This window comes from Sphingobacterium sp. NPDC055431 (genome assembly GCF_053644255.1).
The window spans coordinates 1-24,713 of sequence record NZ_JBSHLH010000020.1 but is presented as its reverse complement, the minus strand read 5'-3'; the positions used below and the strand labels follow the sequence as shown (position 1 = coordinate 24,713).

General features: G+C 39.2%; 20 protein-coding genes. 8 read left to right on the top strand and 12 right to left on the bottom strand.

What is annotated here, in order from left to right; all coding sequences use genetic code 11:
* Window positions 1-155: 155 nt before the first annotated feature.
* The 3 genes from ACWIB3_RS15595 to ACWIB3_RS15585 form a co-directional block, all read right to left on the bottom strand.
* Entirely contained in the window at window positions 156-593 is a 438-nt protein-coding gene (locus ACWIB3_RS15595) for a nuclear transport factor 2 family protein (protein ID WP_185213722.1), read from the bottom strand.
* 245 nt (window positions 594-838) lie between these two features.
* The gene (ygiD, locus tag ACWIB3_RS15590) at window positions 839-1,723 is read right to left on the bottom strand and encodes a 4,5-DOPA-extradiol-dioxygenase (protein ID WP_454292073.1); all 885 of its coding nucleotides are present in this window, start codon (window positions 1,721-1,723) and stop codon (window positions 839-841) included.
* A gap of 93 nt (window positions 1,724-1,816) precedes the next feature.
* Window positions 1,817-2,647, bottom strand: a complete 831-nt coding sequence (locus ACWIB3_RS15585) for a helix-turn-helix domain-containing protein (protein WP_454292072.1) — start codon at window positions 2,645-2,647, stop codon at window positions 1,817-1,819.
* A gap of 407 nt (window positions 2,648-3,054) precedes the next feature.
* Here ACWIB3_RS15585 and ACWIB3_RS15580 point away from each other — a divergent pair, with 407 nt between their 5' ends.
* From ACWIB3_RS15580 to ACWIB3_RS15570, 3 genes are all read left to right on the top strand, one after another.
* Entirely contained in the window at window positions 3,055-4,332 is a 1,278-nt protein-coding gene (locus ACWIB3_RS15580; RefSeq protein ID WP_454292071.1) for an ammonium transporter, read from the top strand.
* 125 nt (window positions 4,333-4,457) lie between these two features.
* Window positions 4,458-4,676, top strand: a complete 219-nt coding sequence (locus tag ACWIB3_RS15575; RefSeq protein WP_185213726.1) for a hypothetical protein — start codon at window positions 4,458-4,460, stop codon at window positions 4,674-4,676.
* Between the two features lie 387 nt (window positions 4,677-5,063).
* On the top strand, window positions 5,064-5,861 hold the full coding sequence (locus ACWIB3_RS15570) for a sulfite exporter TauE/SafE family protein (protein ID WP_214648505.1): 798 nt from the start codon (window positions 5,064-5,066) through the stop codon (window positions 5,859-5,861).
* 6 nt (window positions 5,862-5,867) lie between these two features.
* On the opposite strand, the gene ACWIB3_RS15565 is transcribed toward ACWIB3_RS15570, so the two are convergent.
* On the bottom strand, window positions 5,868-7,496 hold the full coding sequence (locus tag ACWIB3_RS15565) for a PepSY-associated TM helix domain-containing protein (protein ID WP_454292070.1): 1,629 nt from the start codon (window positions 7,494-7,496) through the stop codon (window positions 5,868-5,870).
* Between the two features lie 13 nt (window positions 7,497-7,509).
* Here ACWIB3_RS15565 and ACWIB3_RS15560 point away from each other — a divergent pair, with 13 nt between their 5' ends.
* The gene (locus tag ACWIB3_RS15560) at window positions 7,510-7,803 is read left to right on the top strand and encodes a hypothetical protein (RefSeq protein WP_313261826.1); all 294 of its coding nucleotides are present in this window, start codon (window positions 7,510-7,512) and stop codon (window positions 7,801-7,803) included.
* Window positions 7,804-8,182: 379 nt separating this feature from the next.
* Here ACWIB3_RS15560 and ACWIB3_RS15555 read toward each other — a convergent pair whose 3' ends face one another.
* Together ACWIB3_RS15555 and ACWIB3_RS15550 are read right to left on the bottom strand one after the other, a co-directional pair.
* A complete protein-coding gene (locus ACWIB3_RS15555; RefSeq protein WP_454292069.1) occupies window positions 8,183-8,884 on the bottom strand; it encodes a DUF4198 domain-containing protein in 702 nt (233 codons plus the stop codon).
* 4 nt (window positions 8,885-8,888) lie between these two features.
* Complete coding sequence (locus ACWIB3_RS15550) at window positions 8,889-11,270, bottom strand: TonB-dependent siderophore receptor (protein WP_454292068.1); 2,382 nt, start codon at window positions 11,268-11,270, stop codon at window positions 8,889-8,891.
* A 719-nt stretch (window positions 11,271-11,989) separates the two neighbouring features.
* Here ACWIB3_RS15550 and ACWIB3_RS15545 point away from each other — a divergent pair.
* The 4 genes from ACWIB3_RS15545 to ACWIB3_RS15530 all read left to right on the top strand — a co-directional run bounded on the left by ACWIB3_RS15545 (window position 11,990) and on the right by ACWIB3_RS15530 (window position 19,318).
* Window positions 11,990-13,771 carry a glycoside hydrolase domain-containing protein gene (locus ACWIB3_RS15545; RefSeq protein ID WP_454292067.1) on the top strand — a complete coding sequence of 594 codons (1,782 nt, stop codon included), beginning with the start codon at window positions 11,990-11,992 and terminating at the stop codon, window positions 13,769-13,771.
* Between the two features lie 63 nt (window positions 13,772-13,834).
* Entirely contained in the window at window positions 13,835-16,021 is a 2,187-nt protein-coding gene (locus ACWIB3_RS15540; protein WP_454292066.1) for an alpha-galactosidase, read from the top strand.
* A gap of 272 nt (window positions 16,022-16,293) precedes the next feature.
* Complete coding sequence (locus ACWIB3_RS15535; RefSeq protein ID WP_454292065.1) at window positions 16,294-17,010, top strand: basic secretory protein-like protein; 717 nt, start codon at window positions 16,294-16,296, stop codon at window positions 17,008-17,010.
* Between the two features lie 4 nt (window positions 17,011-17,014).
* Window positions 17,015-19,318, top strand: coding sequence for a GH92 family glycosyl hydrolase (locus ACWIB3_RS15530; protein ID WP_454292092.1), 2,304 nt, complete (start codon window positions 17,015-17,017; stop codon window positions 19,316-19,318).
* 73 nt (window positions 19,319-19,391) lie between these two features.
* Here ACWIB3_RS15530 and ACWIB3_RS15525 read toward each other — a convergent pair whose 3' ends face one another.
* From ACWIB3_RS15525 to ACWIB3_RS15500, 6 genes are all read right to left on the bottom strand, one after another.
* On the bottom strand, window positions 19,392-20,030 hold the full coding sequence (locus tag ACWIB3_RS15525; RefSeq protein ID WP_185213736.1) for a hypothetical protein: 639 nt from the start codon (window positions 20,028-20,030) through the stop codon (window positions 19,392-19,394).
* A gap of 122 nt (window positions 20,031-20,152) precedes the next feature.
* Window positions 20,153-20,614 (bottom strand): STM3941 family protein, encoded by a 462-nt coding sequence (locus ACWIB3_RS15520; protein ID WP_454292064.1) that lies wholly within the window; start codon window positions 20,612-20,614, stop codon window positions 20,153-20,155.
* 60 nt (window positions 20,615-20,674) lie between these two features.
* The gene (locus tag ACWIB3_RS15515) at window positions 20,675-21,058 is read right to left on the bottom strand and encodes a DoxX family protein (protein WP_454292063.1); all 384 of its coding nucleotides are present in this window, start codon (window positions 21,056-21,058) and stop codon (window positions 20,675-20,677) included.
* 52 nt (window positions 21,059-21,110) lie between these two features.
* The gene (locus tag ACWIB3_RS15510; RefSeq protein WP_454292062.1) at window positions 21,111-22,445 is read right to left on the bottom strand and encodes an ankyrin repeat domain-containing protein; all 1,335 of its coding nucleotides are present in this window, start codon (window positions 22,443-22,445) and stop codon (window positions 21,111-21,113) included.
* A gap of 12 nt (window positions 22,446-22,457) precedes the next feature.
* The gene (locus ACWIB3_RS15505; RefSeq protein ID WP_454292061.1) at window positions 22,458-23,648 is read right to left on the bottom strand and encodes an ankyrin repeat domain-containing protein; all 1,191 of its coding nucleotides are present in this window, start codon (window positions 23,646-23,648) and stop codon (window positions 22,458-22,460) included.
* A gap of 25 nt (window positions 23,649-23,673) precedes the next feature.
* On the bottom strand, window positions 23,674-24,444 hold the full coding sequence (locus ACWIB3_RS15500; RefSeq protein ID WP_454292060.1) for a hypothetical protein: 771 nt from the start codon (window positions 24,442-24,444) through the stop codon (window positions 23,674-23,676).
* Window positions 24,445-24,713: the final 269 nt, after the last annotated feature.

Here is a 24,713-nt window from a genome sequence, read left to right as displayed (position 1 = left end):
AATACAGAAATTTTCCCTGATTACAAATTCATTGGTTCTAGCTCTTGGGAACTAGGTTAAGCCTAGACTAAGAATGGGTTGGGGTATTAAAGAAAAAAGGCATAACGTTCAGTTACACCTTTTGGGCAAAAATCTACTTATAAACGAAGAGGGACTTATTTTACAGGGTATGTTACGGTTACATTGCTTATTTTCCATCCGTCTTTGTTGTTGCATAGGGTTACATAATCATATCTAGTGAAATGCTCAAATTTAGTGGCGATTCTTACAATGCTACAGTCATCGTTTTTCTCCACGAAATTGTAGGATGTTTCAGCTCTTAATTTTACTCCTTTTTGCTTTTTCAAGTGATTGACCAAGGTACTTCTTCCAACAAGCTCACGTTGACCGTTGTTTGGCGTTGCGTATTTGAAGTTTTCAGTGAATAGATGGTCTACCAATGCTACTTCGCCATTGTTGGTGGCATCGATATAGTGATCGATAATAGATTCTACCTTAATGAACTTTACAGGTTCTGGTTTACTGTTAGCAAATACAAATGAACTGACAAGTGTAAATACTGTTGCTGCGATTAGTGAGATTAGCGTTTTCATGATTTTGAATTTTTAATTTATTAGTTTTTATGTTTGTAATTGTTTGATTCAAAGGTATATGTAAAACAGAGGCGCGAACAGGGAGAATAGGCAAGGCCTTTGGAAAACTCGGTAAAACTTGAAGATTATTCGGCGAAAAAACCCTGCAAAAAATTCGTTTCGGTGAATGGCAGGAATAGAAAACAAAAAAGAAGCTATCGAATTCTCGATAGCTTCTTAACAATTAACCTTCTAAATATCAGGTATTAACCTATTTTAAAGGATGTCATGGTCAATGCACCAGCTACTGCGGCATCATTGAATATCTGTAGATCTTCATTTTTCTCTTGCAGGGCCAAAGCATAGATCATTGGCAGATAGTGTTCTGCTGTAGGAATTGCCATTTGAAAGGCAGAACCTTGCTTTTGAAAGTCTATCAAAGGTTGGTGGTTGCCGTCCAAAATATATTCCTTCATTTTTTCGTTAGCCTCTTGTGCCCAATCAAAAGCAAAACCAACCGTGTTGAGATGCTTCCAAGACACCATTCTCAGGTTATGTACATTGTTTCCTGACCCGATGATCAATACACCTTTCTTGCGTAGGGCAGCTAATTCCTTGGCTAATGCATAATGATGGGCGGCAGGCATGCTGTAGTCGATGCTCATTTGGATAATGGGAACATCGGCATTGGGGTAGAGGTGTTTTACTACCGACCAAGATCCATGGTCCAAGCCCCATTTATCATCCAAGTGAACCTCTTTGCTGTGCACGATATCTTTTACTGCCGCTGCCAATTCAGGAGAGCCGGGAGCCGGATATTGTACATCGAACAGTGCTTGCGGGAATCCACCAAAATCATGGATGGTTCTTGGCATTTCCATTGCCGTTACATAGGTTCCCTTGGTTTCCCAGTGAGCCGAGATAACGAGGATAGCCGTTGGTTTTTCGATTTCCTTACCTATATTTTTGAACCCTTGAACAAATTCATTGTCCTCAATAGCGTTCATCGGACTACCATGGCCCAAAAACAGCACCGGCATATTGCTGCTACTGTTCAGTCCATCTATAAATTTATTCAGACTTTTCAACTTCACTGCGGCACCTGCCAAAGGCAAGGTGGCGGCTGCAGCTAAAAACTGTTTTCTAGTCATATCTTCCATTATAAATTCCTTTCCAATGTATTTACAAATATCGCTAGGATATGTTGGTCGGTGGTATGAGAATTTGGAAGAAATGTATAAGAATTAGGAAATCAAGCGGTTCATTTCTTCCCTGAATTCCGTGGGCGTCTGTCCTGACTTCTTCTTGAAAACACTGGTAAAATAGGCCTTGTCGGAATAACCCAATTCAAAACCAATTTCTGAAATGGTTTTATTGCTGCTGATCAACAGGTTTTTGGCTTCAATGAGTTTTCGGGTCTCAATAATTTCGGAAACACTCTGTTGGAGAATATTTTGGGTGATGCTGTTTAGGTTCCGGGGACTCATAAAGAGCTTCTCTGCATAATAATTTACGCCTTCAGGCCTGCGAAAGTTCTCTTCCAAAATGTTGAGGAAGTTCTTGAACGTAATGTCTTGATTTTTAAAGAGGTTCAAATGGTCGGGTTGTTGCTTTTTCCTTTCTGCTTCGATCATGGTAAATAAGCTGTTCAATAATTCCCTTACAATGGCAAGTTCAGGCTTTTCCTGTTGCATCTCATCGTATATCATTTTGCAGATTTGCTCCAGCCGTTCAAAACACCGTCCCGCAGGGAAAGCCAGGTTCGCATTATCATGGAAATAACCATATAGGTTAAAGGTGGTTTCAGGAATAAATTCACTTTTAAATCGCAGTACCCAAAAATCACAGGCTCCATTTTCCAACATCGGCACTATCCGATGGATTTTCCCTCGACTTACAAAACAAACAAAAGGAGCTGTATAGGTCTCATTTTTGAAATCGATGAAATGCTCAATTTTTCCTTTCATTCCAATGATGAGTTCCTCAAATTGATGATTATGGGGCTCATTGCTCTGGCTTTGTATGTTTAATGCCTCTTTATTATCTACCTTATATATTTTGAACAGATCTTCCATGTATCAGCCAATGTTTCTATTAAATATCTCAATTTTTGTCGAATTGTTTGTTCCAAAATCAAAATTTCAGCTTTTTAACTCAAATAGAATTGGAAAAATAGGGTAGTAATTGAAAATCACCTAGTATTTTCTAGTCTTTATTTAAAATCGGTTAGGTTTTTACAATATTTTAATAATTATCAATTTTAAACTTCGAAATACACTGTTAATTGTTGCTGTTTGCTGTTATTTGATGGTTTTGTTCAATTTAATTTGGTATTTATTTAAAGTTTAAACGAAATAATTGATTTATTTTCATAAAAAATCAAAATAAATTTTGATAAAATCAATAAAAACGTATTTTTGTTGAACAAAATTTAATAATTATGGTGTTGTCAGGTAAAAAGTCTTATGTTCCCCTCGTTTTTATGAGTGTTTTAGTGTTAATATCGCTTGTTTTTTCAAAAACACCTCAAATCCATTCAAATTCTGGGTATAATTATGCCGATATCGCATGGATGTTGACTTCTACGGCCCTAGTTTTGATCATGACCCCCGGTTTGGCTTACTTTTATGGTGGTATGGTCAAAAAAAAGAACGTTATTTCCACCATGTTGCAAAGTTTTATCTGTATGGCTGTGGTTGCCGTGATTTGGGTAATCTTTGGGTTCAGTTTGGTCTTCGGCGAGTCAATAGGAGGGGTTATTGGCAATCCTTTCACATTTTTTATGTTCAATAATGTATTGGAGCGCGGACCTTGGGATGCAGCGCCGACGATTCCATTTGCACTCTTTGCCATCTATCAGTTAAAATTTGCCATTATTACGCCTGCACTTATTACAGGTGCATTTGCAGAAAGGATTCGATTTACTTCCTATGTGCTCTTTATCTGTTTGTTCTTTGTTTTTATCTATGCGCCATTGGCACATGCTACTTGGCATCCCGAAGGTTTCCTGTTCAAGCTAGGTGTATTGGACTTTGCTGGCGGAACAGTGGTCCATATGTCTGCAGGATTAACGGCATTGGCTTCTGCAATATATTTGAGAAAAGGAAAAGATATGCATAGTCATAGCCCGGCACGAATCACCTATGTGCTATTGGGTACTGGATTACTATGGTTTGGTTGGATAGGTTTCAATGCTGGTTCGGCATTTTCGGCTTCAGAATTAGCAGCGACAGCATTGATTACCACCTCTACCGCATCTGGAGCGGCTGCATTGACGTATATATTCTTTGATGCAGCCAAGGGGATCAAACCCTCTGCAATGGGAGTCTGCATTGGCGCCGTAGTGGGATTGGTCGCCATTACACCAGCGGCAGGTTTCGTCACTTTTGGACATTCCCTGGTCATAGGGGCTGTTGCCGCTGTGATCAGCAGGGTAGTGATTGCTTGGAGAACACGCTCCAGGATCGATGATACCTTGGATGTATTCCCAAGCCACGGTGTAGGCGGTATGGTAGGTATGATCTTGACCGGTGTATTTGCTACGAATGCCATTAATCCCGCTATCCCAGATAATGGATTGTTTTATGGCGAATGGAAGTTGTTTTCAGCCCATATGCTAGGACTGGTTCTAGCTGCGGTATTTATCCTATTAATGGCATTCATTTTATTGAAGTTTACTGATATGATTACGCCGTTACGGGTATCTGATGCCGATGAGGAGGTTGGTCTGGATATCTCCCAACATGGTGAAAAGTTGTGACCTTTATTAACTAAAAATAACCTGAATGATACCTGGCTTTCTTCTTGAAGGTCAGGTTTTTTTTATCGTCATTAAAACATTTCTTCTTTTGGATGGTTTTATTAACAAATCAACATGACAAGCATATGAATAAGTTAAAATTAGTAATTGGAATATTTGCCATGGGATTCTTTACTATGACCAGCTGTAACAATAGCGAAAATACAGAAACAGAAACTGAAGTTCTTCCAGACCCTGAACAGGGGGGAGATGCAGAACGCTATAACATAAACGCTCCGGATGCTGAAGTTATCAATTTAGATTCAACGGAGGTCGATACTACAGTTCAAGATACTGCCCAATAATCACATTCTTTTATATTTTTGTTAGTCAAAGCCTGATTTTTCCAATTTCAGGCTTTTTTTCTGACCAATCTGATGGGGTGAACATTCTACTTTTGGATGTTTTTTTCGGGAATTAGCCTGGCCTTATTCGAGGCATATTCGAGAGATATTGCTGTGGTTAGCAATGTGTCCAAAACAAGTCCCCTTTGTTGTCCAATAAATTTCTGATGTGCTGCGATTTTTCCGGGAAATTTAGATCAGGGTAGTATAGATTAAATGCAATTTAAAGGAAAAGAATAAAAATTATCAGCTTTGGGGAAAAAGATTTGGAAATGGTTTATTTTAATTAATTTCCTTTACTTTTATGAGTGGGAAGAATAATGATATTTTAACCAATCTATTGATTATATGATAATCCTTGGCTGTGTATTAGCAATTTTGGTCGGAATAACTTTAGGGTTAATTGGCAGTGGTGGTACCATATTGACTGTGCCGATCTTGGTCTACATTATGGCAGTCGAACCAACACTTTCCACGACCTATTCGCTTTTCGCCATTGGTATCACTTCATTGATCGGTGCCGTGCGGGGGATTATAAAAAAGGAAGCAGACCTTCCAAAGGTCTTGACCTTTGGTGTTCCTTCTCTGATTGTTGTATTTATTACGCGTTCCTTCATTCTTCCTTTGGTTCCAGAGGTCATCCACATAGCAGGATATAGCTTTCATCAAAATGTACTGTTGATGATCTTGTTTTCCTTTGTTATGGTAGCTTCCTCGTTGAGTATGATTCGCTCTGCTAAATACAACCCTGAAGTGCCTCCGGAATATGTGAAAACGCCCATAGAGGTTATTGTGTTTCAGGGAGCTTTGGTTGGATTGGTGACAGGGTTGGTCGGTGCTGGAGGAGGATTCCTCATTATTCCCGCATTGGTCAATTTTTACCATTTGCCCATGCGGAAGGCCGTGGCTACCTCCTTGATCATTATCAGTATTAATTCTTTCTTTGGCGTAATGGGTGATCTGGAGAAGTTTGAACTCTTTGATTGGGAATTATTGATCGGTTATACCGGTGGTACCGTGATCGGTATTTTCATTGGTTTTTACCTTTCAGAGAAAATCAGCAACAAAAACCTCAAAAAAGGCTTTGGATATATGATCCTTATTGTAGGCTTATATATCTTAATTAAAGAGACTTTATTGAGGTAATTGACCTTATGCTATTGCTTTGTTCTGCTTATTGATTTTTCTATAGATAAATATGCCGACCAGACCAATACAGATCCAAAGAAAATCGATACTGAACAGATCTATATTTCCCTCAATCAAACTATTCCATACCCAATTTTTACCAAAGACCCCATTGACGATGGGTATCATAAAGGCAAGGATGCTTCCGATCAATAGGGTTTCCCTATTCGTTCTGTTGATATTTCTACGGATTATATAATAAGTGCTAAATAGGAGCCAAGTCCAAAAATAAACCTGATATAGGAATTCCTGATTTACATTTGCAGTTAATTTTACCGCTATGAAGGTAATTGCAGTCGTTGGGAACATGGATAAACAGATGGCTAGGTATATGTTCGCCAACCAGAAGTTGAATTTTCTTTTATGCTTTGGTACATTGTTCTTGTCTCTTGCGACTAACCAGATCATGATTCCCGATGAAATGACCAAACAACCCATGATTCCCATAATAAAGGAAAGATATTTAAGGGGGTAACCAGCATAATCTCCAAAATGTAACCTATACAAGAGACTCTTGACATGATCTACAAAAGTGGAATTGTACATGGGGGTCTTCTCCTCCAGTATTTTCCCATCCATCGCCCGTATGTTATAGATTCCATAACCAGCCATGTGCTTGGAGTAGGTTGGGCTAATTTCAGCAATGATTTGCATATTTTGGTCCCCATAGTTCTTTATGCTGAGACGAAATACACGACTATCCGGCCATTTTCTCTTTACTGAATCCAATAAAGGATTGACCGTTGGGGTTTGAACTAAGGCTAAATAGCTGTATGGCAGGTTGACTTTATGGTTAAAGGCAAGGTCAGTGTACATCGTTTCTGAATCACCTTTGTAGATTATCTTTTCAAATGGGATAGCTAAGACAGAATTTAAGATTAAGAAGATACCGGTCACGGCATAGACAAATTGAAAAGGGAAGCCTACAACCCCTAAGGCAGTGTGCAAGTCGGTCCAGACCGTCTTCCATTTGGAAAAGGGACGAAAGATGAAAAAATTGGAAACGATCTTGTCCCAATGTAGCAATAAGCCCGTGATCAGCGCAAAGAGAAAGATAAAGGAGGTAAATCCTGCAACTACATAACCAAATGGGCCAATGCCTATATTGATGGGCAGCTCATTCAATTGGGCCAAAAAATGCAGTCTATATAAAAATTCGGCAAGGTCATAGTTTTCACTATAACTGCCGGACTTCCTGTTGATAAAGTTATATCCGAAATATTTTGAATCTGTAGTCGTCCAATCTGCTTTGTTGGCTACTTTTTCATTGATTATGGCTAAGTTTTTCTCATGTTGCAAGCTGTCCTTGGATTCGGTATAGCTCATGTAGGATCGAGCATTCTTATGATAAAAGGAAAAGGTAATATCTCTTCCCTTTAGTTCCATGTCTTGTCCGAGGGAATCCAATAAATAATCGCAATCTACATCGGCAGTAGTCATTTTTGAGAACGAATCCCCTTGCTGCCAAGCTGCAATTTCATTTCTGAAAAATGAAAATGAACCAGCAAAGAATATGACATAGAGAATCGCACAGATGATAATCCCACTGATGGTATGGGTATTAAAATAGATGTTATAATTTCTGGTATTCATTATGAATTAAAAGATGAAAGGGATTGATAAAAGGAAGGTTAGGCAAAGATATATTCCCCAGATGTACCAACCATTTTTCGATAAAAAAGCCAATAGGAGCAGGATTGCCCAAATGATATACCCAGAAAAACCAGACAGCATAACAATGTTTTTCCTTTCACAGAATAGGGTCAAGAAATTGTGGAAGGCAAGCATGAGCATATATCCTGCAAAGAAACCTGCGGTGATTTTTAAAAACCGTTGGAAAGGAGAGCTTAGGTATTTCTTGTTTGCGGGCATGGGTAAAGATGGATTTAGAAAAAAATAATTTCAATTGTCAGGGATATGGAAAAAAGAAGAAGGATATGTTTCCAGTTAATGGTCTTATAGGGGAAGAGCAAATTCAAAAGACTTAGGAAAGTCATTAAATAAACGCTAAACGCAAAACTTCCCGCTTCTAGACCTTGTTTCCAAAGAGTTAAGATAGCGGCAATTGCCAAAAGGATAAATCCTGCGAGTTTCAGTTGATTGGGTTGAAAAATTTTTAAAATACTGAATTCTATTTGATGGATGCTCTTCATTTTTTTGCTGCTACAATAAAGGAAGTAGGAACCGGTGAAAACGAAAAATATGATCAGGCTGTACATAATATTTGAGAAGGAAATTAGCCTAGTAAAATGCCGGCAAGCATTTTACTAGGCATAAGCTTAATTTACATTTATGGAATAAGTGCTGCCTCTCCAGATTTTTTCAATCTTTTGGCCATGCCAATCTTCAACTTTATCATCAGTTTTAGAAGCTTCGATAATGTATTTTCCTTTTACCAAGGGTTTAAAGGAAACTTTTCCTTGATTATCGGTATGGAGCGTTTTGGTCCATCCTTCAGGTCCCATGATAAGCACTTCTCTTTCTTTTTCAGCCTGACCATCTTCCAATACCTGGACTTCCAGGCTTGCACCAACTTTTGGATTTTGGACTGTTGATTCAACATGGAAAGGAAGGCTATTTAATTTAGTCGATCCGTTTCCGACCTGGACGAAGGCTGTAGAAGAAAATTCGAATTTCATGGTTTCATAGGCTTCTTTTGCAGCTTTTACCACTGAAAGGATATAGGATCCATTTTCAGTAGGTAAAAATGATGCTTCGAAATGGTCCGTTGATGCAGTTTTCTCTAAGGTTTTTTTACTTCCATCTGGCGCAATTAAAATCAGGTCGAAATCCTTGACATCTGAATACCATTTATCGATTGGGTCTACCAAACCTTCGGCATATTCACCGTAATAAACTTTGACCGTATGTTTCTGGTTCAATTTGCCATTTGTTTGGGTTTCAATCCATAATGCATGTGCACTTGCAAATTGAAGGCTTACAAGGCTTATTAAAATTGTCAATAATGTTTTTGTGTTCATGGTTTTAGAATTTATATGCAAATGTTAATCTATAGTTTCTTGGTGCACCGGCTTGCCAAGAGTAAACAGGGGTACTGAAGTAGCTGGTGTAATAACTACCGCCCTCAATCAAGTATTTATCCAAAAGGTTCTGTACATTTAGATTGACACTGAATTTGTCGATGCGGTAGCCCATTCCGGCATCAAAGCGGAAATAGTCTTCAATATTTTTTTCGGGTTCATCCTTGGAATAGAATTCCAAGGCACGTTGGATATTTGACATCCCTCCAAATTGGAAGGCCAAACCTTTAGCCTTTCCTCGCGTCAATTCATAGTCCAGCCATAGGTTGGCGATATGAACATCGGCACCATCAAGTCTTTGTCCAACAAAAAAGGCATCAACACCTTCATTGATTTTGGTTACTTGTCCGTCGGTATATGCATAGTTCGCAATCAGGTTCAATCCCCTTAATACCTCACCACGGATATCGACTTCGAGCCCGCGGATTCTTTTTTGCCCAACTTCGACTGACATCTCAGGTCTTGGTCCATAGGATGTTATTTCATGGTTTTTGGTGATTTGATAGATCGCGATGGTACTATTCCATTTTCCTTTGAACCAATCTCTTTTGATACCAAGTTCATAATTGTTACCTGTGATTGGTTTTATTTTAGAACCGTCAAATAAAATTCCTTGTTGGGGAAGAAAAGCTTGGTCAAGTAATGCATAGACTGCGGTATTTTTATCAATGGAGTAGGATAGACCAATTCTCGGCGTGACTTTTTCGCTTTTAACTGGTGTTCCGCCCCAGGTACTGATAGACATGGAGGTATAGCGAGCAGCCAAAGTCAAACGTAAAGCATTTTCAAAAAAGCTCATTTGATCTTGCACATAGGCGGAGGTGTAATCCGTGGCCATAATACCACCGCCTACAGCTGCGCGTTGGGCCAAGGAATGTGATCGGTCAAAATTCTGAAGTCCAAAGTCAAATCCGTAAACAGGATTCTTAGGATCAAACTCACCACCATTCAAACTATCCAGAACAATACTTTGATTCCAGTCTGCCAAATAGGATTTACTACCTAGATCAATACCTGCCAATATTTGATGTTTGATTTGTCCCGTGTTAAATGAACCATTTAAGAAGACTTGGCCTAATAACATGGTGCTTTGTGCATCCCAGGTGTCTGATTTCCTGATGACCTTGCCATTGGGAAGAATATCTTTTGGCCAACTGCTTGCGCCGATTTGGTTGTAATTAAAATAGGCACCCTGAGCAGTTAATTTCCAATTTTCATTTAATTTATGCTCGATATTGATGTATGCGGAGTGTTCATCAATGTCCATAGGTTCGGTTCCTTTTTGAGAAAAGGAGATTTCTCTAGAAAGGGTTTTATAACCAAAAGGAGACATTAAATAACCGGATCCAACATCAGTCATGATTGCTTTCTGATAGGTGTATTCTAATGTTGCGGTTGTCTTATCATTGATTTTGTAAGATAGAACAGGAGCGATTACAAGTCTTTTATTGTCTTCATTCGGGCGGAATGAAGCTTTTGAAGAACCGGCAATATTCAATCGATATAATAACCTGCCATCTTTTGAGACCTTGCCATCCAAATCTAAGGTGGTTCTGTAATTTTCAAAACTTCCTAGGCTAAAGGTTACCTCGGCATTTTTTTGTCCGGTTGGCTTTTTGGTAACCACATTGTAGATTCCTGCAGGATCTCCACTGGACATCATAAATCCGGCTGGTCCTTTTACGAATTCAATTTTTTCTACGGTTGCCATGTCTTCAGATAGTGGACTCCAATAGGAACTGACAATATTCATCCCATTTCTGAAAGCCTGTATTTGTGACCCACGCATATGGATATTGACGTACATATCATTCCAATGCGTTTGTCGGCTTACCCCAGAGATATTCCTGAATGCACCATCCGCTAAATTGAATGCTTGTTGTTTTGCAAGCACTTCAGCATTTATGGTTTGCACATTCTGGGAAAGTTCTAGAATTGGAGTCTGAACCCTTAAGGAATTGGATAATTCATGTTCCACTATGGGTTTCTTGGCGGAAACCACAACTTCTTGCAGTGTATTGGTCCCTTCTTCAAGGGTAAAATCCAAAACTCGGGTTTCATTTTCCTTTAATGCTATAGTGCTGACTTGGGAGGTGAAACCAATATGTTTTGCCCTGACCTCATAAGTCTTAGCCGGTAGATTAATGAACTGGTATTTTCCTAGAGAATCGACTTCCATCTCTTGGGAACCATTCAATTTGACAACCACATTTTTGGCTGGATTTCCTTTCTGTGTCAGGATAGTTCCTTTGATAATGCCATTTTGGGCGTATGAGGATGTTATTAAGAATATAATAAATAGAGTGGTTAAGAGGTTAGTTTTCATTATAGGACTGGATCGATTTTAGAATAGAGGGAAAAAGAATAAACATGAGGGTCTGAAAAAGTACATTGCAAGTCCCTGAAAAGAAAAGATTTGTAAAAAAACTAGTTTTACTCGTAGGGGAGTGATTAGAAAAAAGATTGTAAATCATAAATGTTAATGTATAGTGTTAAAAATTCCATTAACTGTTTATGAAAGAACCTTGGGATAAATAAATAGGGAGAGCGCCCAATTTTTTTTATCTTGCAGGTCCTTTCATACTTACAGTGTGTTAAAGGTGATTGATTCATTGAGTCAATCAACTAATAGCAGTTACAGCTGATATTAGATTTTTGGCGTCATGCAGAGATTGCCGTCTTTAGCATGGCGCTATTTTGTTTTATAAGCAGTCCTTTAAACCGTCCCTCCACAAACATGAAGAATTATAGTGCTAAAATATAAACGAAACTAACAGGTAGAGGTTAGTTTATTTAGACTCATTAAAAACAAGTACAAATATAGAATGAAAATGTTTGTTTGCAACAATTTTTATATAATTAATAAATTAATTGAAGTTCAGTTAATTGCATGATGATATAAAGCTGTTTCGGTATTTGAAAGGTTTGATAATATTTTGTTTACAGAGCCTAATTGAAGGCGACTTTTAATTAAATTCCTGTATATTGTTAACTATATTCTTGCAGTAGACATTGCTGCAGATTAATCAACTAAACTTTTAATAAATGAAAATCAACACTCCTAAATGGGTGGTTCTACTGAGTTTAGGCCTAGCGTTCTTGAACGTTGAAGAAGCAAACGCCCAAAGTAAAACTGCGCTTTCAGAAACATTTATCGAATTAGCAGATCCCACGGCCGATGTCAATTCGGATTGGTCAAAGGTGGGTCCAGGTTTGCATAGCTCTTTTGTAACAATCGATAAGCGATTTGCCAAATCCTTGGCACCAGAAATTGCCAAGCAAAACAGGGTGAAAATTGAAGGTTGGAAAGGGGAGAAGCTATCTGCACAGATCCTTTTATGGACCAGTTCCGATATTGCTGATGTTCATGTAGATATTTCGGATTTAGTATCGAAAAATAAGGCGGTGATTCCCCAAGCAGCGACGGATGCACGATTTGTCCGCTATGTCATGACTGATGAGTTTGCGGGCGGATGTGGGTACCGGAAACCTGAGGATTTCGCCTCCTCATTAGCTCCGGATATGTTGGATAATTTAAAGTCCTTCGATATCCCTAAGAAAACAGCTAGACCTGTCTGGGTTAGTGTAAAGATTCCCGAAAATGCACAGGCAGGTTTATACAATGCTATTGTAACAATTTCTGCCAAAGGTCAACCTGCACAAAAATTGGCCTTGGAGCTGGATGTGATCAATCAAACCTTGCCGAAAGCAACGGAATGGAGCTATCACCTAGACCAATGGCAGCATCCATCAGCTGTGGCTCGTGTTGAAGGTTTGGAAATGTGGAGTGATGCCCATTTTGAAGCGATGAAACCAGTGATGCAAATGCTGGCTGATGCTGGCCAAAAAGTAATAACCACCACATTGAACAAAGACCCCTGGAATGTTCAGACCTATGATCCCTATGCCGATATGATCACATGGACCAAAAATAGCAATGGAACATGGACCTATGATTATTCCGTATTTGACCGTTGGGTGCAATTTATGATGGATCTGGGTGTTGATGACATGATAAACTGTTATTCAATTATTCCTTGGAACAATGAAATCCATTATAAGGATGCCACTAAAGGAGAGTTGGTCAATGTGGTCACAAAACCGGGCACAGCTATTTTTGAAGAACTTTGGACACCTTTTTTAAAGGATTTCGTTAAGCATCTTGAAGGAAAGGGCTGGTTGGATAAAACCAATATTGCCATGGATGAACGCGAAAGGGAACAAATGGATGCTGCATTTGCTTTATTGGAGAAGGTAGCACCGGAAATCGGGATTTCGTATGCTGATAATCAAAAAACCTATCAAAGGTTTCCAAATTCGGAAGATATCAGCATTTCAGTGGGGCATCCATTTTCAAAGGCTGATATCATGGACCGCCATAAAAGAGGGTTAAACAGTACTTTTTATATCTGTTGTTCGGATGGTTTTCCGAATCAGTTTACATTTTCAGAACCTGCGGAATCGACCTACCTAGGTTGGTATGCTTTAGCAACCGGCTTTGATGGGATGTTGAGGTGGGCCTATAATTCATGGGTAGAAAACCCTTTAACGGATTCCAGGTTCAGGACCTGGCCTGCTGGTGATACCTATATCGTCTATCCTAAGGGACGTTCATCAATTCGATACGAAAGGATGTTGGAAGGTATCCAAGATTATGAAAAAGCGAGAATTGTGATGAAAGCGCTGAAAGAGAAAAACGATCAAAAAGCCATAGATAGCTTTCAGACCGCAATCAATAAAATGGAGGCCAATCAGCGATTTGATGGGTGGAATGAGGAATTGAACAATGCTAAGACCTTATTGAACGATTTGTCAAGAAGTCTTTAGATTATAAAATTAATTATGCATCAGGCAGTAGTATCCTTTTTCTACTGCCTATTTTTTTGAATTATGAGAATCAACACTAAACTAATCCTGATAGCCTTATTGGCAGTTTCAACTTTTCAATACGCAGAAGGGCAAACAACACAACTCGTTCACAAAGATTGGTTAATCCAATCAACAGGCTTTCAATCGAAAATTGTTAACAATAAGGATGGGATTGTCCTTGAAAATGGACTTATCAGAAGAGCCTTTAAGAAAGCTGCCAACCTAGCTTGTTATGATTTTAGCAACCTGAGCAATGGTCAGCAATTGATACGTGCGATAGAACCAGAGGCAATCGTCAATATTAATGGGAAGGACTATGAGATAGGCGGGTTGAAGGGACAGAAAGAAAAAGCTTATTTCTTGACAGAATGGTTTCCTTCCTTAAAAGCGAATCCAGATGCTTTTGTGTTTAAGTCGGCCAAGGAACTGCCACTAGAACAGGCTTTGAACAGCAATAGTCCGTTTTGGTCCTCAAATTCTGAAAAGGCAAAAGGGATAGGTTTAGTTTTAGAATTTCAGCATCCTGAATTAGCTGGGGTTTCCGTGGATGTACATTATGAGATCTATGATGGATTGCCAGTTCTTCGAAAATGGGTAGTAGTGCGAAATGAGAGTCAAAACAAAATTCAGGTAAACCGCTTAGTCAATGAAATCCTCTCCTTGGTAGAAGAGGAATCAGCGGTCGTAGGAAGTACAGAGGATATGAAAAAGCAATCGGGTATCTATTTTGAAACCAATTACGCTTTTAACAATGCCATGAAATATCGACTATCTGAACAGACTTTGCATTGGGAGCAGGATAGCAGCTATACCTCTCAAGTTAATTATGATCTGACCACTCCGGCAAAAGCCTTGATCTATCCGAAGGATGTATCGAAGATTGATGTTTTACCGAAACAGAAGTTTACCTCGGTCAAGACTTTTGAATTGTTGCATGATAGCCATGATCAGGAGCGTAGAGGGCTTGCTGTACGGAAAATGTACCGTCAATTAACTCCTTGGACCAATGCTAACCCAATCTTTATGCATTTAGTCAGTAAAAATAGGGAGGAGGTGATCACGGCTATCGATCAATGTGCTGAAACAGGTTATGAGGCGGTTATCCTGAGTTTTGGAAGCCATCTGAAAATGGAGTTAAATACCCCAGAGAATCATAAAGATTGGCGGGAACTGGCCGATTATGCGAAATCAAAAGGCGTGAAATTGGGCGGTTACACCTTATTCAGTTCCAGGACTATTAACGCTGAAACGGATGTGATCAATCCGAAAACAGGAAAGCCAGGGGGCGCTTTTTTTGGCAATGCACCCTGTTTTGGCAGTCAGTGGGGGTTAGATTATGCGCAAGCCATTAAAGACTTTTTCAGGAATACTGGTTTCAGTATTTTAGAAATGGATGGGCCATATCCGGGCGATGTCTGTGCGTCCCATGATCACCCAGGTCACCATGGGTTGGAAGATTCCCAATTTGCGCAGATGGAAATACAGAAGTCGATCTTCCACGAATTGAATCAGATGGGAGTTTATATCAATGCCCCGGACTGGTATTTTCTAGATGGAACGAATAAAATTGCGTTGGGCTATCGGGAGGTGAATTTTTCTTTGTCGCGAGACCAACAGAAGATTTTAAACAGACAAAATATCTACGATGGTACTTGGGAAAAAACACCTTCGATGGGTTGGGGTTTTGTACCCCTGACGGCCTATCATGGTGGTGGCGCTGATGCCGTTTTAGAACCCTTAAATGATCATTTGGATGACTATAAACAATTGATGATGCAATATTATGGAGCTGGGGTTCAAGCCTGTTACAGAGGCCCCCGTTTGTATGACACTGAAAGGACTAAGGCTACGGTCATAGAAGTCATTGATTGGTACAAAAAGTATAGAGATATCTTGAATGCGGATATCATCCATTTGCGAAGGGCGGATGGCAGAAATTGGGATGGGATATTGCATGTTGATCCAAATGGAAAGGAGAAAGGTTTGGGGATGTTGTATAACCCAACTGATAGCGAGATGGTTATTCATATAGACCTTCCGCTTTACTATACCGGTTTGGACAAGGATGTACAGATTGCTTTTGAAGGAGAGAACCCGAAAAAGTATCAGTTAGCAAGAGATTATAAAGTGAATTTACCGGTCAAGATTCCTGCAAAGGGTTATACTTGGTTTACTGTAAGTAATCAAAAAAGGGTCATATCAGAATGATATGACCCTTTTTGATTATAGATATAATATATAAAATAATCCACTTCCTAGCTTAGCCTCTTGACTCATTTCCTTGTTGTTTTTTTTATGCTGGAGAATTAAAGCTCAAAAAATGAACTTAGGTTAATAAATACTGTTGTAACAATCCTAGAAATTTATAGTATTACTAATCTTTTTAAATATATTTGAATACTAGATTATTCGTTTTAGTCAGCTCAAAACAGCAATTATTGACTTGAGTTGACTCAAATTTTTATAAATCAATTAGCCCAATGAGAAAAAACACATTAACATTTGCTTTAAGCATATTTTTGGGTATTTCAGTTTCTTCAAGTTATGCACAAAGCTGGGAACATACTGATGCCGACCGCAAGGTTGCAGTAGAAGTAGACACGTTAAAGAAGAAGGGATATACACTGATCTGGATCAATAAGGATAAAGAATTTAGTGCAGAAACTAAACAACAGCTTATTGACACCTATTTTATCAACTATCCTAAATTGGCCAAAAAATTCAATAAGAAAACCAGAAAAGAAGTGACTTTTGTTATTGACCCTGAATATGATGGTGTTGCAGCCACTGCAGGAGGGATTGTTCGATATAGTCCAAATTGGTTGAAGAAAAATCCACATGATATCGATGTCGTGACGCATGAAGTCATGCATATCGTTCAGGCTTATCCAAATGGATCGGGTCCTTGGTGGATTACAGAAGGGATTGCTGATTATATTCGATTTAAATATGGTGTCGCCAATGAAGCAGGCAATTGGAGGCTTCCTGAATTTAATGAAAAACAGAAGTATACCGATTCTTACAGGATTACTGCTCGGTTCTTCAATTGGATTGAGCATAATAAGAAAAAGAACTTTGTCAAAAAGTTAGACCTGGCTATGCGCAATAAGACCTATTCGGACTCTTTTTGGGCAAATGAAACCGGAAAAACGATCGATGAACTTTGGGCAGAATATGCTTTAAACCCCGCAATTTAAAATGATGAAAAAGAACTATATGAATTTTGCCAAGGTATTGGCTTTTATGGTCATTCCGGTATTATCGAATGCCCAGCAGCCAAACCTGAGTCAATACGTCAAACCATTGATCGGTACGGCTAAAATGGGGCATACTTTCCCTGGAGCAACGGTTCCTTTTGGGTCGGTACAATTGAGCCCGGAGACAGATACCATCCCTTATGCAGTCAATGGACAGTACACAGGTGATGTATATAAATACTGTGCAGGATATCAATACGATGATCCAACCATTGTTGGTTTCAGTCATACGCATTTCTCGGGAACAGGACATTCCGATCTTGGCGATATATTGGTGATGCCAACTCAAGGAAAGGTGCAATTGAACCCAGGAACAGCCGATAGGCCACAAGATGGGTATAGATCGGCATATAGCCATGATAATGAAATTGCCGAAGCCAATTACTATAAAGTGAAACTGGATAAGCATAATATTCAGGCGGAATTAACTACAAGTACCCGTGTTGGAGTTCATCGCTATACCTTTCCAGCATCCGATCAATCCCATTTGATCTTAGACTTGACAGCGGGTATCTATAACTATGATGGCAAAAATGTTTGGACCGTGGTCAGGGTATTGAATGATTCCACCATAACAGGGTATAGGCAGACCAATGGTTGGGCAAGAACCAGAACCGTTTATTTTGCTATCAAAACTTCCAAAGCATTCAAAAATTATGGAGCGAAGTATTTGGATAAAAATGTGCAGTACAAAGGCTTTTGGCGGAAATTCAACCAAGAAGATAACTTTCCAGATCTAGCCGCACATAATATCAAGATGCATCTGGATTTTGATACCAAAGAGCGGGAGCAAGTGATGATGAAAGTGGCATTGAGTCCAGTGAGCATGAAGAATGCATTGGAAAATATGCAAGCAGAGACTCCAAACTGGAATTTTGAACAAATTGTAAACAAAGGGAAATCAGATTGGAATAAGGAGCTTGAGAAGTTTAAGGTCGATATGTTGAACCAAGAGGATCTGGTTAACTTTTATACCTCCGTTTATCATGCGAACCTGATGCCAACCGTATATATGGACCTAAATGGCGAGTATAAGGGTTTGGATCAAGAAATCCATAAAGCTGAGGGTTTTACGAATTACACCTCCTTTTCTTTATGGGATACCTTTAGGGCTTTTCATCCTTGGCTGAATTTGGTCGATCCGAAAAGAAATGCAGATATGGTTTCTTCGATGATGGCGCATCATGAACAGTCGGTCTTGAATATGTTGCCAATCTGGTCGCATTATGCGAATGAAAACTGGTGTATGAGTGGGTACCATTCGGTATCGGTGGTGGTAGACGCTATTATGAAAGGTGTATATAAAGGAGATGCGGAAGCTGCCTTGAATGCCTGTGTTGAAACGGCAAATGCAAGAAGATATGAAGGTATTGGGGATTACATCGACTTGGGCTATGTTCCGGATGATAAAAATGGGACTTCAGTGTCGAATACCTTGGAATATGCTTATGATGATTGGTGTATTGCTCAATTGGCAGACAAATTGGGTAAGGCGGAAATCGCTGCAGAATTTAACAAACGCGCCGAGAATTGGAAGAACCTGTATGATGAGCGAATCGGTTTTATGCGTCCTAAAGATAGCAAAGGGGTGTTCAGAGAGAAGTTTGATGTGCTAGATACCCATGGGCAAGGTTTTATTGAGGGAAATACCTGGAATTACTCTTTATATGTACCACACCAACCAGTTCAATTGATGGAGACAATGGGCGGACAGAAACGATTTGAAACTTATTTGGATTCCTTGTTTACCATGCACCTTCCAGATAAGTATTTTGAAAATACCGAGGATATTACCCGTGAAGGCATCATTGGGAACTATGTGCATGGAAATGAACCGTCGCACCATGTTGCCTATCTGTATAATATCACCAAAAGCCCTTGGAAAGCTCAGGAAAGAATCAGACAGATTATTCGTAACCAATATCATAATGGTCCTGCTGGATTAGGAGGAAATGATGATTGCGGGCAAATGTCTGCTTGGTATCTCTTCAGTTCTTTGGGATTTTATCCTGTAGCGCCTGGAGATCCACATTATTGGTTGGGTAGTCCATTGGTAAAATCAGCTGAAGTACAATTGGATAATGGGAAGACCTTGAAGGTTTTTGCAAAGAACCAATCGGAGAAAAATGTATATGTGAGCAAGGTGTTGTGGAATGGACAAGAGCTGAAAGATTTTAAGATTTCGCATGCCGATATTTCAAATGGAGGAGAGTTGCAGTTTGTAATGGCATCCAAACCTAAAAAATAATAAGAAATATAAAATTAAAAGATAAGGGGCGATGAATTTCATTGCCCCTTATCTGTGTTATGTAGTGTAGTTGTTATTCAGGTAAATTTCCTAACGCTAAATTATCCATGATCTTACCCACCTCGTCAATGCTGTATCCTTCTCCCTGTACCTTCATCAAGTATCTTTTTTTATGGAGCCATTCTATTTTTGAGGTCTGCTTATCGTAGTATTTTTCTTCTGTTAGTTTTGCTCTTTGACCTTTATATTCCATCGTTTTTTCGGTCATATCGTCCGTGATTCTTTCCGAATCCTGGTTGAAACCATAAAATGCGAGACCAGTAATAGAGCTTGCCGCTTCACCGGCTCCGTCCAAGATGGATACTTCAATTGTTTTTGTAGCACCTTCGTCTTGATAGGTCGCATTTGCACTGGAGATCCCAATGGATGCAGATTCACCTAGGTTGATGGAAGTCCTTTTCAAGCCTTCTAATGTTTCAGGTAGGACCTTTTTTAATTCATCGTTACTTACAGGTGTCTTTTCTTTTAAGGCATTCATCTGAACTTCAATATCCTTCATGGCTTTTTCAAGACCACTTAGACCTTTGATGGCCTCGCCGGCATTGCTTAGGTTCTCAATAACCCCCGTATCTTCTGAATCCCCCTCTTCCTCTGAATTATTCGAACTGCCACATGCGACAAATAGACTGCATCCCAGAACTAGTGATGCCATAAAAAACTGTTTTTTCATATTAGGATAGATTTTGTTTCTAACAAATCTAAAATAATAAAAGAGTTAGGGACAGAAAATATTGGAAATTACCTGTATACAGGTATCGATATCAGGTAATCTCCCTAAAGGTTTAAATATTTCCCGATGGCTGCGGACATTTCTTCTGGAGAACCATCAACTTCGGCAATGGAAATACGGATGACTCCTTTCATGCCTTTTAGATAGGTGTCACGGACAAAGAAGTTATTCATTCTGTCGGCATATTTCTTGGGGTCCTTGACATGGATGTCTAGGTAGTTTCCATGGAAATTGATATCTACTAAATCATCCCATTCAATTAATTCCGCTGCCTTAGCAATCGGCGTCGTATTGGACGTTATTCCATTTGTGCCAATACTTAGGGCGATTTCATCAGCTTTTTTGCCAAATAACTTCATGTAGGTAAAAGCCCCAAAGCCCAATATGGCAATAAATATACTGCCATATTTCCCCATCGAAACCACGTAGGATGATGTGTCTACAAACCATTTATAGTATGCAAAACCTAAGCCTGCAATTCCCAATAGCAGAAATATCATGGCCATATTGTTTAGTTTTTTCTGATTCTATTTAAAGTTTGTCAATTCCATTGTTTTATAGTTTAATTATACCTTGTCTATTGAATATTTTCCAGCCCCAGTGAAAAAGAGGCTTGCCGAAACAAACAGCATAGCTAGAGCCGGTGTCATAAGGTCTATGCTATCGCCATTAGGGAAGTGAACCATGAAAATGGCGATCAAAAAGTTTATAAAAATAATTGCTGCGGAAAGCTTTGTTTGCCAACCAATCAACATTAGGAAGCCAGCGATCATCTGTACAGCAACTGAGGTAATAGCAGAAACCATTGGGAATGGGAATTTATATTTTCCCAAAAAGCCAGCAAATTCCTGCATATGGTCCCAGCTGATCAGATTATCCGATACGCCGTACATAAGCCTTAAGCCTATGAAAATTCGAAGAAGAAGGATTCCAATTGATGTGTTGGTCATAAATAACTTTTTCCCAATGCAACATGAATTAGTTAAAAATGTTTTTACAATTTTAACCTGCTAATATCTTTTTCTTTTCAGCATCAAATTCTTCCTGTGTCAAAATGCCGGCATCCATTAGGTCCTTTAGGTCCATCAGGGCTTTTTTCTTATCCACTGGTGCTGCTGCGCTTGCCGCTGGACTTGGTGTTGCGGTATTTGCTTGCTCCTTTCCTTGGGTAGATCCAAATTGGATCAGTAAGGCCGTGATTTCGTTGAAACCCTTGATGTTGGAGTAATCGATCGCTTTTTGCTCTTTTACATTGACCAATTGCGGGTCAGCATTGTTTTCTAAAAGGAATTTGAGTACATCTTTTTTGCCATTTGCTGCGGCATAGTGCAGGGCTGTATTTCCTGACTCGTCCTGTTGATTGATATTGGCACCACGTTCAATCAGTAATTTGACCATACTTAGGTGTCCATTCTTAACGGCATGTTGTAGCAAACTTTCCCCACCTTGGGATTCATTGACATTAAAATTGAATTGGGCATCTATAGACAGGTTGTTGTTGGTTTCTACAAAGTCCAGATATCCATACATGGCTTGGCTGTTTCCGGTGACTGGTCGGCTGTGGTTTACATCCAGGCCGTTATCAAGAAGCAGGGAGACGATTTCTTTTTGGTTATGGCTGCAGGCATACCAAATAGGAGAAACTCCTTCAGAACTGCTAATTGATACATCAGCACCATTTTCTAACAGGGTCTTAACCATGGCTTTGTTGCCTTCGTAACATGCAACCAAGATGGCCGATTCGCCAAATTGATTGATCTGATTGACATCTGCCCCGTTTTCCAATAACAGGTCAACCATAGGGAGGTGCCTGTTCTTTACGGCAATTAATAAAGGCGTGTTTCCTGATTTGTTGCTAGCTTCTGGATTAGCACCATTCTCAAGTAGGATTTTGGCTGCCTCAAGGCTTCTGTTCAATACAGCTAGCATCAAAGGACTTTCGGTACTGTTGTTTAATGCATTGACGTCAAGTCCTTTTTCGATCAAGGTCTTGAGGATATCACCTTGACCAGTTGAAGCTGTCAAATGAAGGAGGCTGTTGCCTTTGAGGTCATTGATGTCAACCCTTGCATCTTCTTCAATCAGATATATGGCCGTTTGTTTCTGCTTTTGGAGACATGCGAAGAATAGGGGAGTTTCGCCCTGTTGATCCTCATAATCCAGTTCAGCACCTTTTTCTGCCAATAGTTTGACCAGGTCAAGGTAGCCACGATGTGCTGCATAATGCATGGCGGTTCTGCCTTTTTCATCTGTATACTTGACATCGACTTCATTGTTCTCTAATAGTAATTCGGCTATTTTACGTTTGCCGCCCTCACAGGCGATAATAAATGACATGGACATAATTTCTTAGTTTTCTTTTTGTTGAGCGATTAATAGCAGTTCGACGGTCTTTGCTTTTAAATTATCTTCCGAAGCAATCATCATGGCTGATTGTTCCTTATTGTTCAGGATGCTGGCTGTTGCTCCGTTATCCAATAGGAATTTTACTTTTTTGTAAGTTTCCTTGGCAGCATTTTGATCATAGTTGCTGTCCTTCATAACGACTTTATGTAATAAGGTGTTGCCCAAGTCGTCCTGTTCATTGATGTCCGGTTGAGCGGCCTTGAAAACCTGTTCAAAAAATGGTGCTTTTTTCTCGGCGATCCAATGCCAGGCAGAAAGCTGTTTATCGTAATGGGGGGCGGTGTTGTTTAAATCTGCACCATCTTCAATCATCTGCAAAATTAATTCCGTGTTATCCGCACCATCTGCCACTCTAAGGTGGGCGTGGAGGGCTTTTTCGCCACGTTTGTTGGATTGTTCGAAATCCATGCCCTCATATTCTGAAAGCTGTTTGTATTGTTCAAAATCATGCTTATGTGCAACGGCAATAAAGAATGCTGAATTTCCCTCATGATCTTGTTGGTTCGGGCTTGCTCCATTCTGCAACAGATTTTCCAAAACATGTTTATTGTTGCTCTCCAAGGCGACGTGCAAGGAAGTTTTGCCAACCTTGTTTGCTTCGTTTACATCTAAACCTTCTTTAAGGAATATGTCAATATAACGATTTATCTGTTCGGGAGTTATGCCATGTTTTCTAATGCTAATGTTCAGCAAATTGTCCTCCGCTTGGTTCTTGAAATCAACCCTACAGCCAGCATCAATTAAGGCTTGTATAATTTGCGGATCGGCTGCATTCTCAGCAGCGAAACTGATCAAGGTCTGTCCGGCTACTTCATCATTGATGTTTTCAGCTTGTTCTAATAGATCCTTGAAAAATGAAATAAATATTTCATCTGGATTTTTAACTCGGATCAATTTAGAAAAAATACTTTCATCAATTTTATCGAGCATATAGATGTCCTTCTCGATTTCATTGTTCTGAAACATAAGGCTAATTAGTTCGTAGCCTTTTTTTCTGATTAGGGTATCGTAAAGCTGGGAATAATCGTAGGCATGTTGGCTGTGGGGGATTCTTTCGCCTTGGTTGTACAATTCAACGGCGTTGTCGAAGTTGCCACTGTCAATGGCCTGAATTAACGGAGTCTTTTCAAACATAGGATATAGTTTAATTATGTTGTTTTTATTCGTTATTAGCTGATTTTGTGAATTCAATAAGTTCTTGAGCCGACCAAGGACTCCAAATTAATAAAACGTTGTTTTGAAGATTTGCTGTATCTCTCACGATATTTATTATTCTCTGATTTAACAAAAGAGCCAATGGTTCGTAAGGATTGTCTTGAAAATGCTTGGAAATTAATTCCTGGCCTTCAGCAGAAAGTTCGATCCGTAATTCCTGGTCTTTGGCCTCTATGGAAACGAAGTGCATAGGATCCACCAATGCTACTTGGCTGAGTTGTATGTTTTGAGGCATAAAGCTATCAAAGGCTTTGGCCACATAGATGCCGTTTTGGCGTTCTACAGTGAAAAATTCAAAGGGTCTTGATTGATCAGGGGTTCCAACGATTTTTACCCCTGAGGATAGTCTGTTGCCTGCTATATAGATTTCGTCATATAAGCTTTCAATCTGTTTTTCGAATGATTTAAATGTTGATTTATCGGCTTCATAGATAGAATCGGCATCCATTACGCTGAATTTTTGGAGGTCAGCTTCAGAATAGAATTGCTTTAGCAATGATAATAACCTCTTTTCAATTTCTAAATCAGCATATTTCTGTTCGTAGTCCAAAAACATTTCCGTGTTTTTTGCCTCGGTAGCTATGTTTTGAGGCCTATAAGGTGCAATGGCTTCGAAAAGTTGATCTAATATTCCCATTTTCTTTAAGAACTGGGTTGCCTGGGTTTCATTTGAATTCGGGGGATTGCTCATGTTTAAAAAAATAGGATTATCCATGTTTAGCTGTATTATCTTAAAGCTACATGATGAATGTCTGAAATGGTAGAAATATTGTGCCGAAGTATGGTTGAATTATATAAATGAACCAGTTTTGAATACTGTGAAGGCTATTTTGCTGAATTAAATAAGATTGTGTTTTTTCTTTTAACATGTAGATTGTAGGTGACTTACGAAAAAATACCTTGTCTTGGGTATTTCCTTTATTGCAATTTACTAATATATTAGTTTTTATAATTTAAATATTGAATAATAAGACAATAAATTAT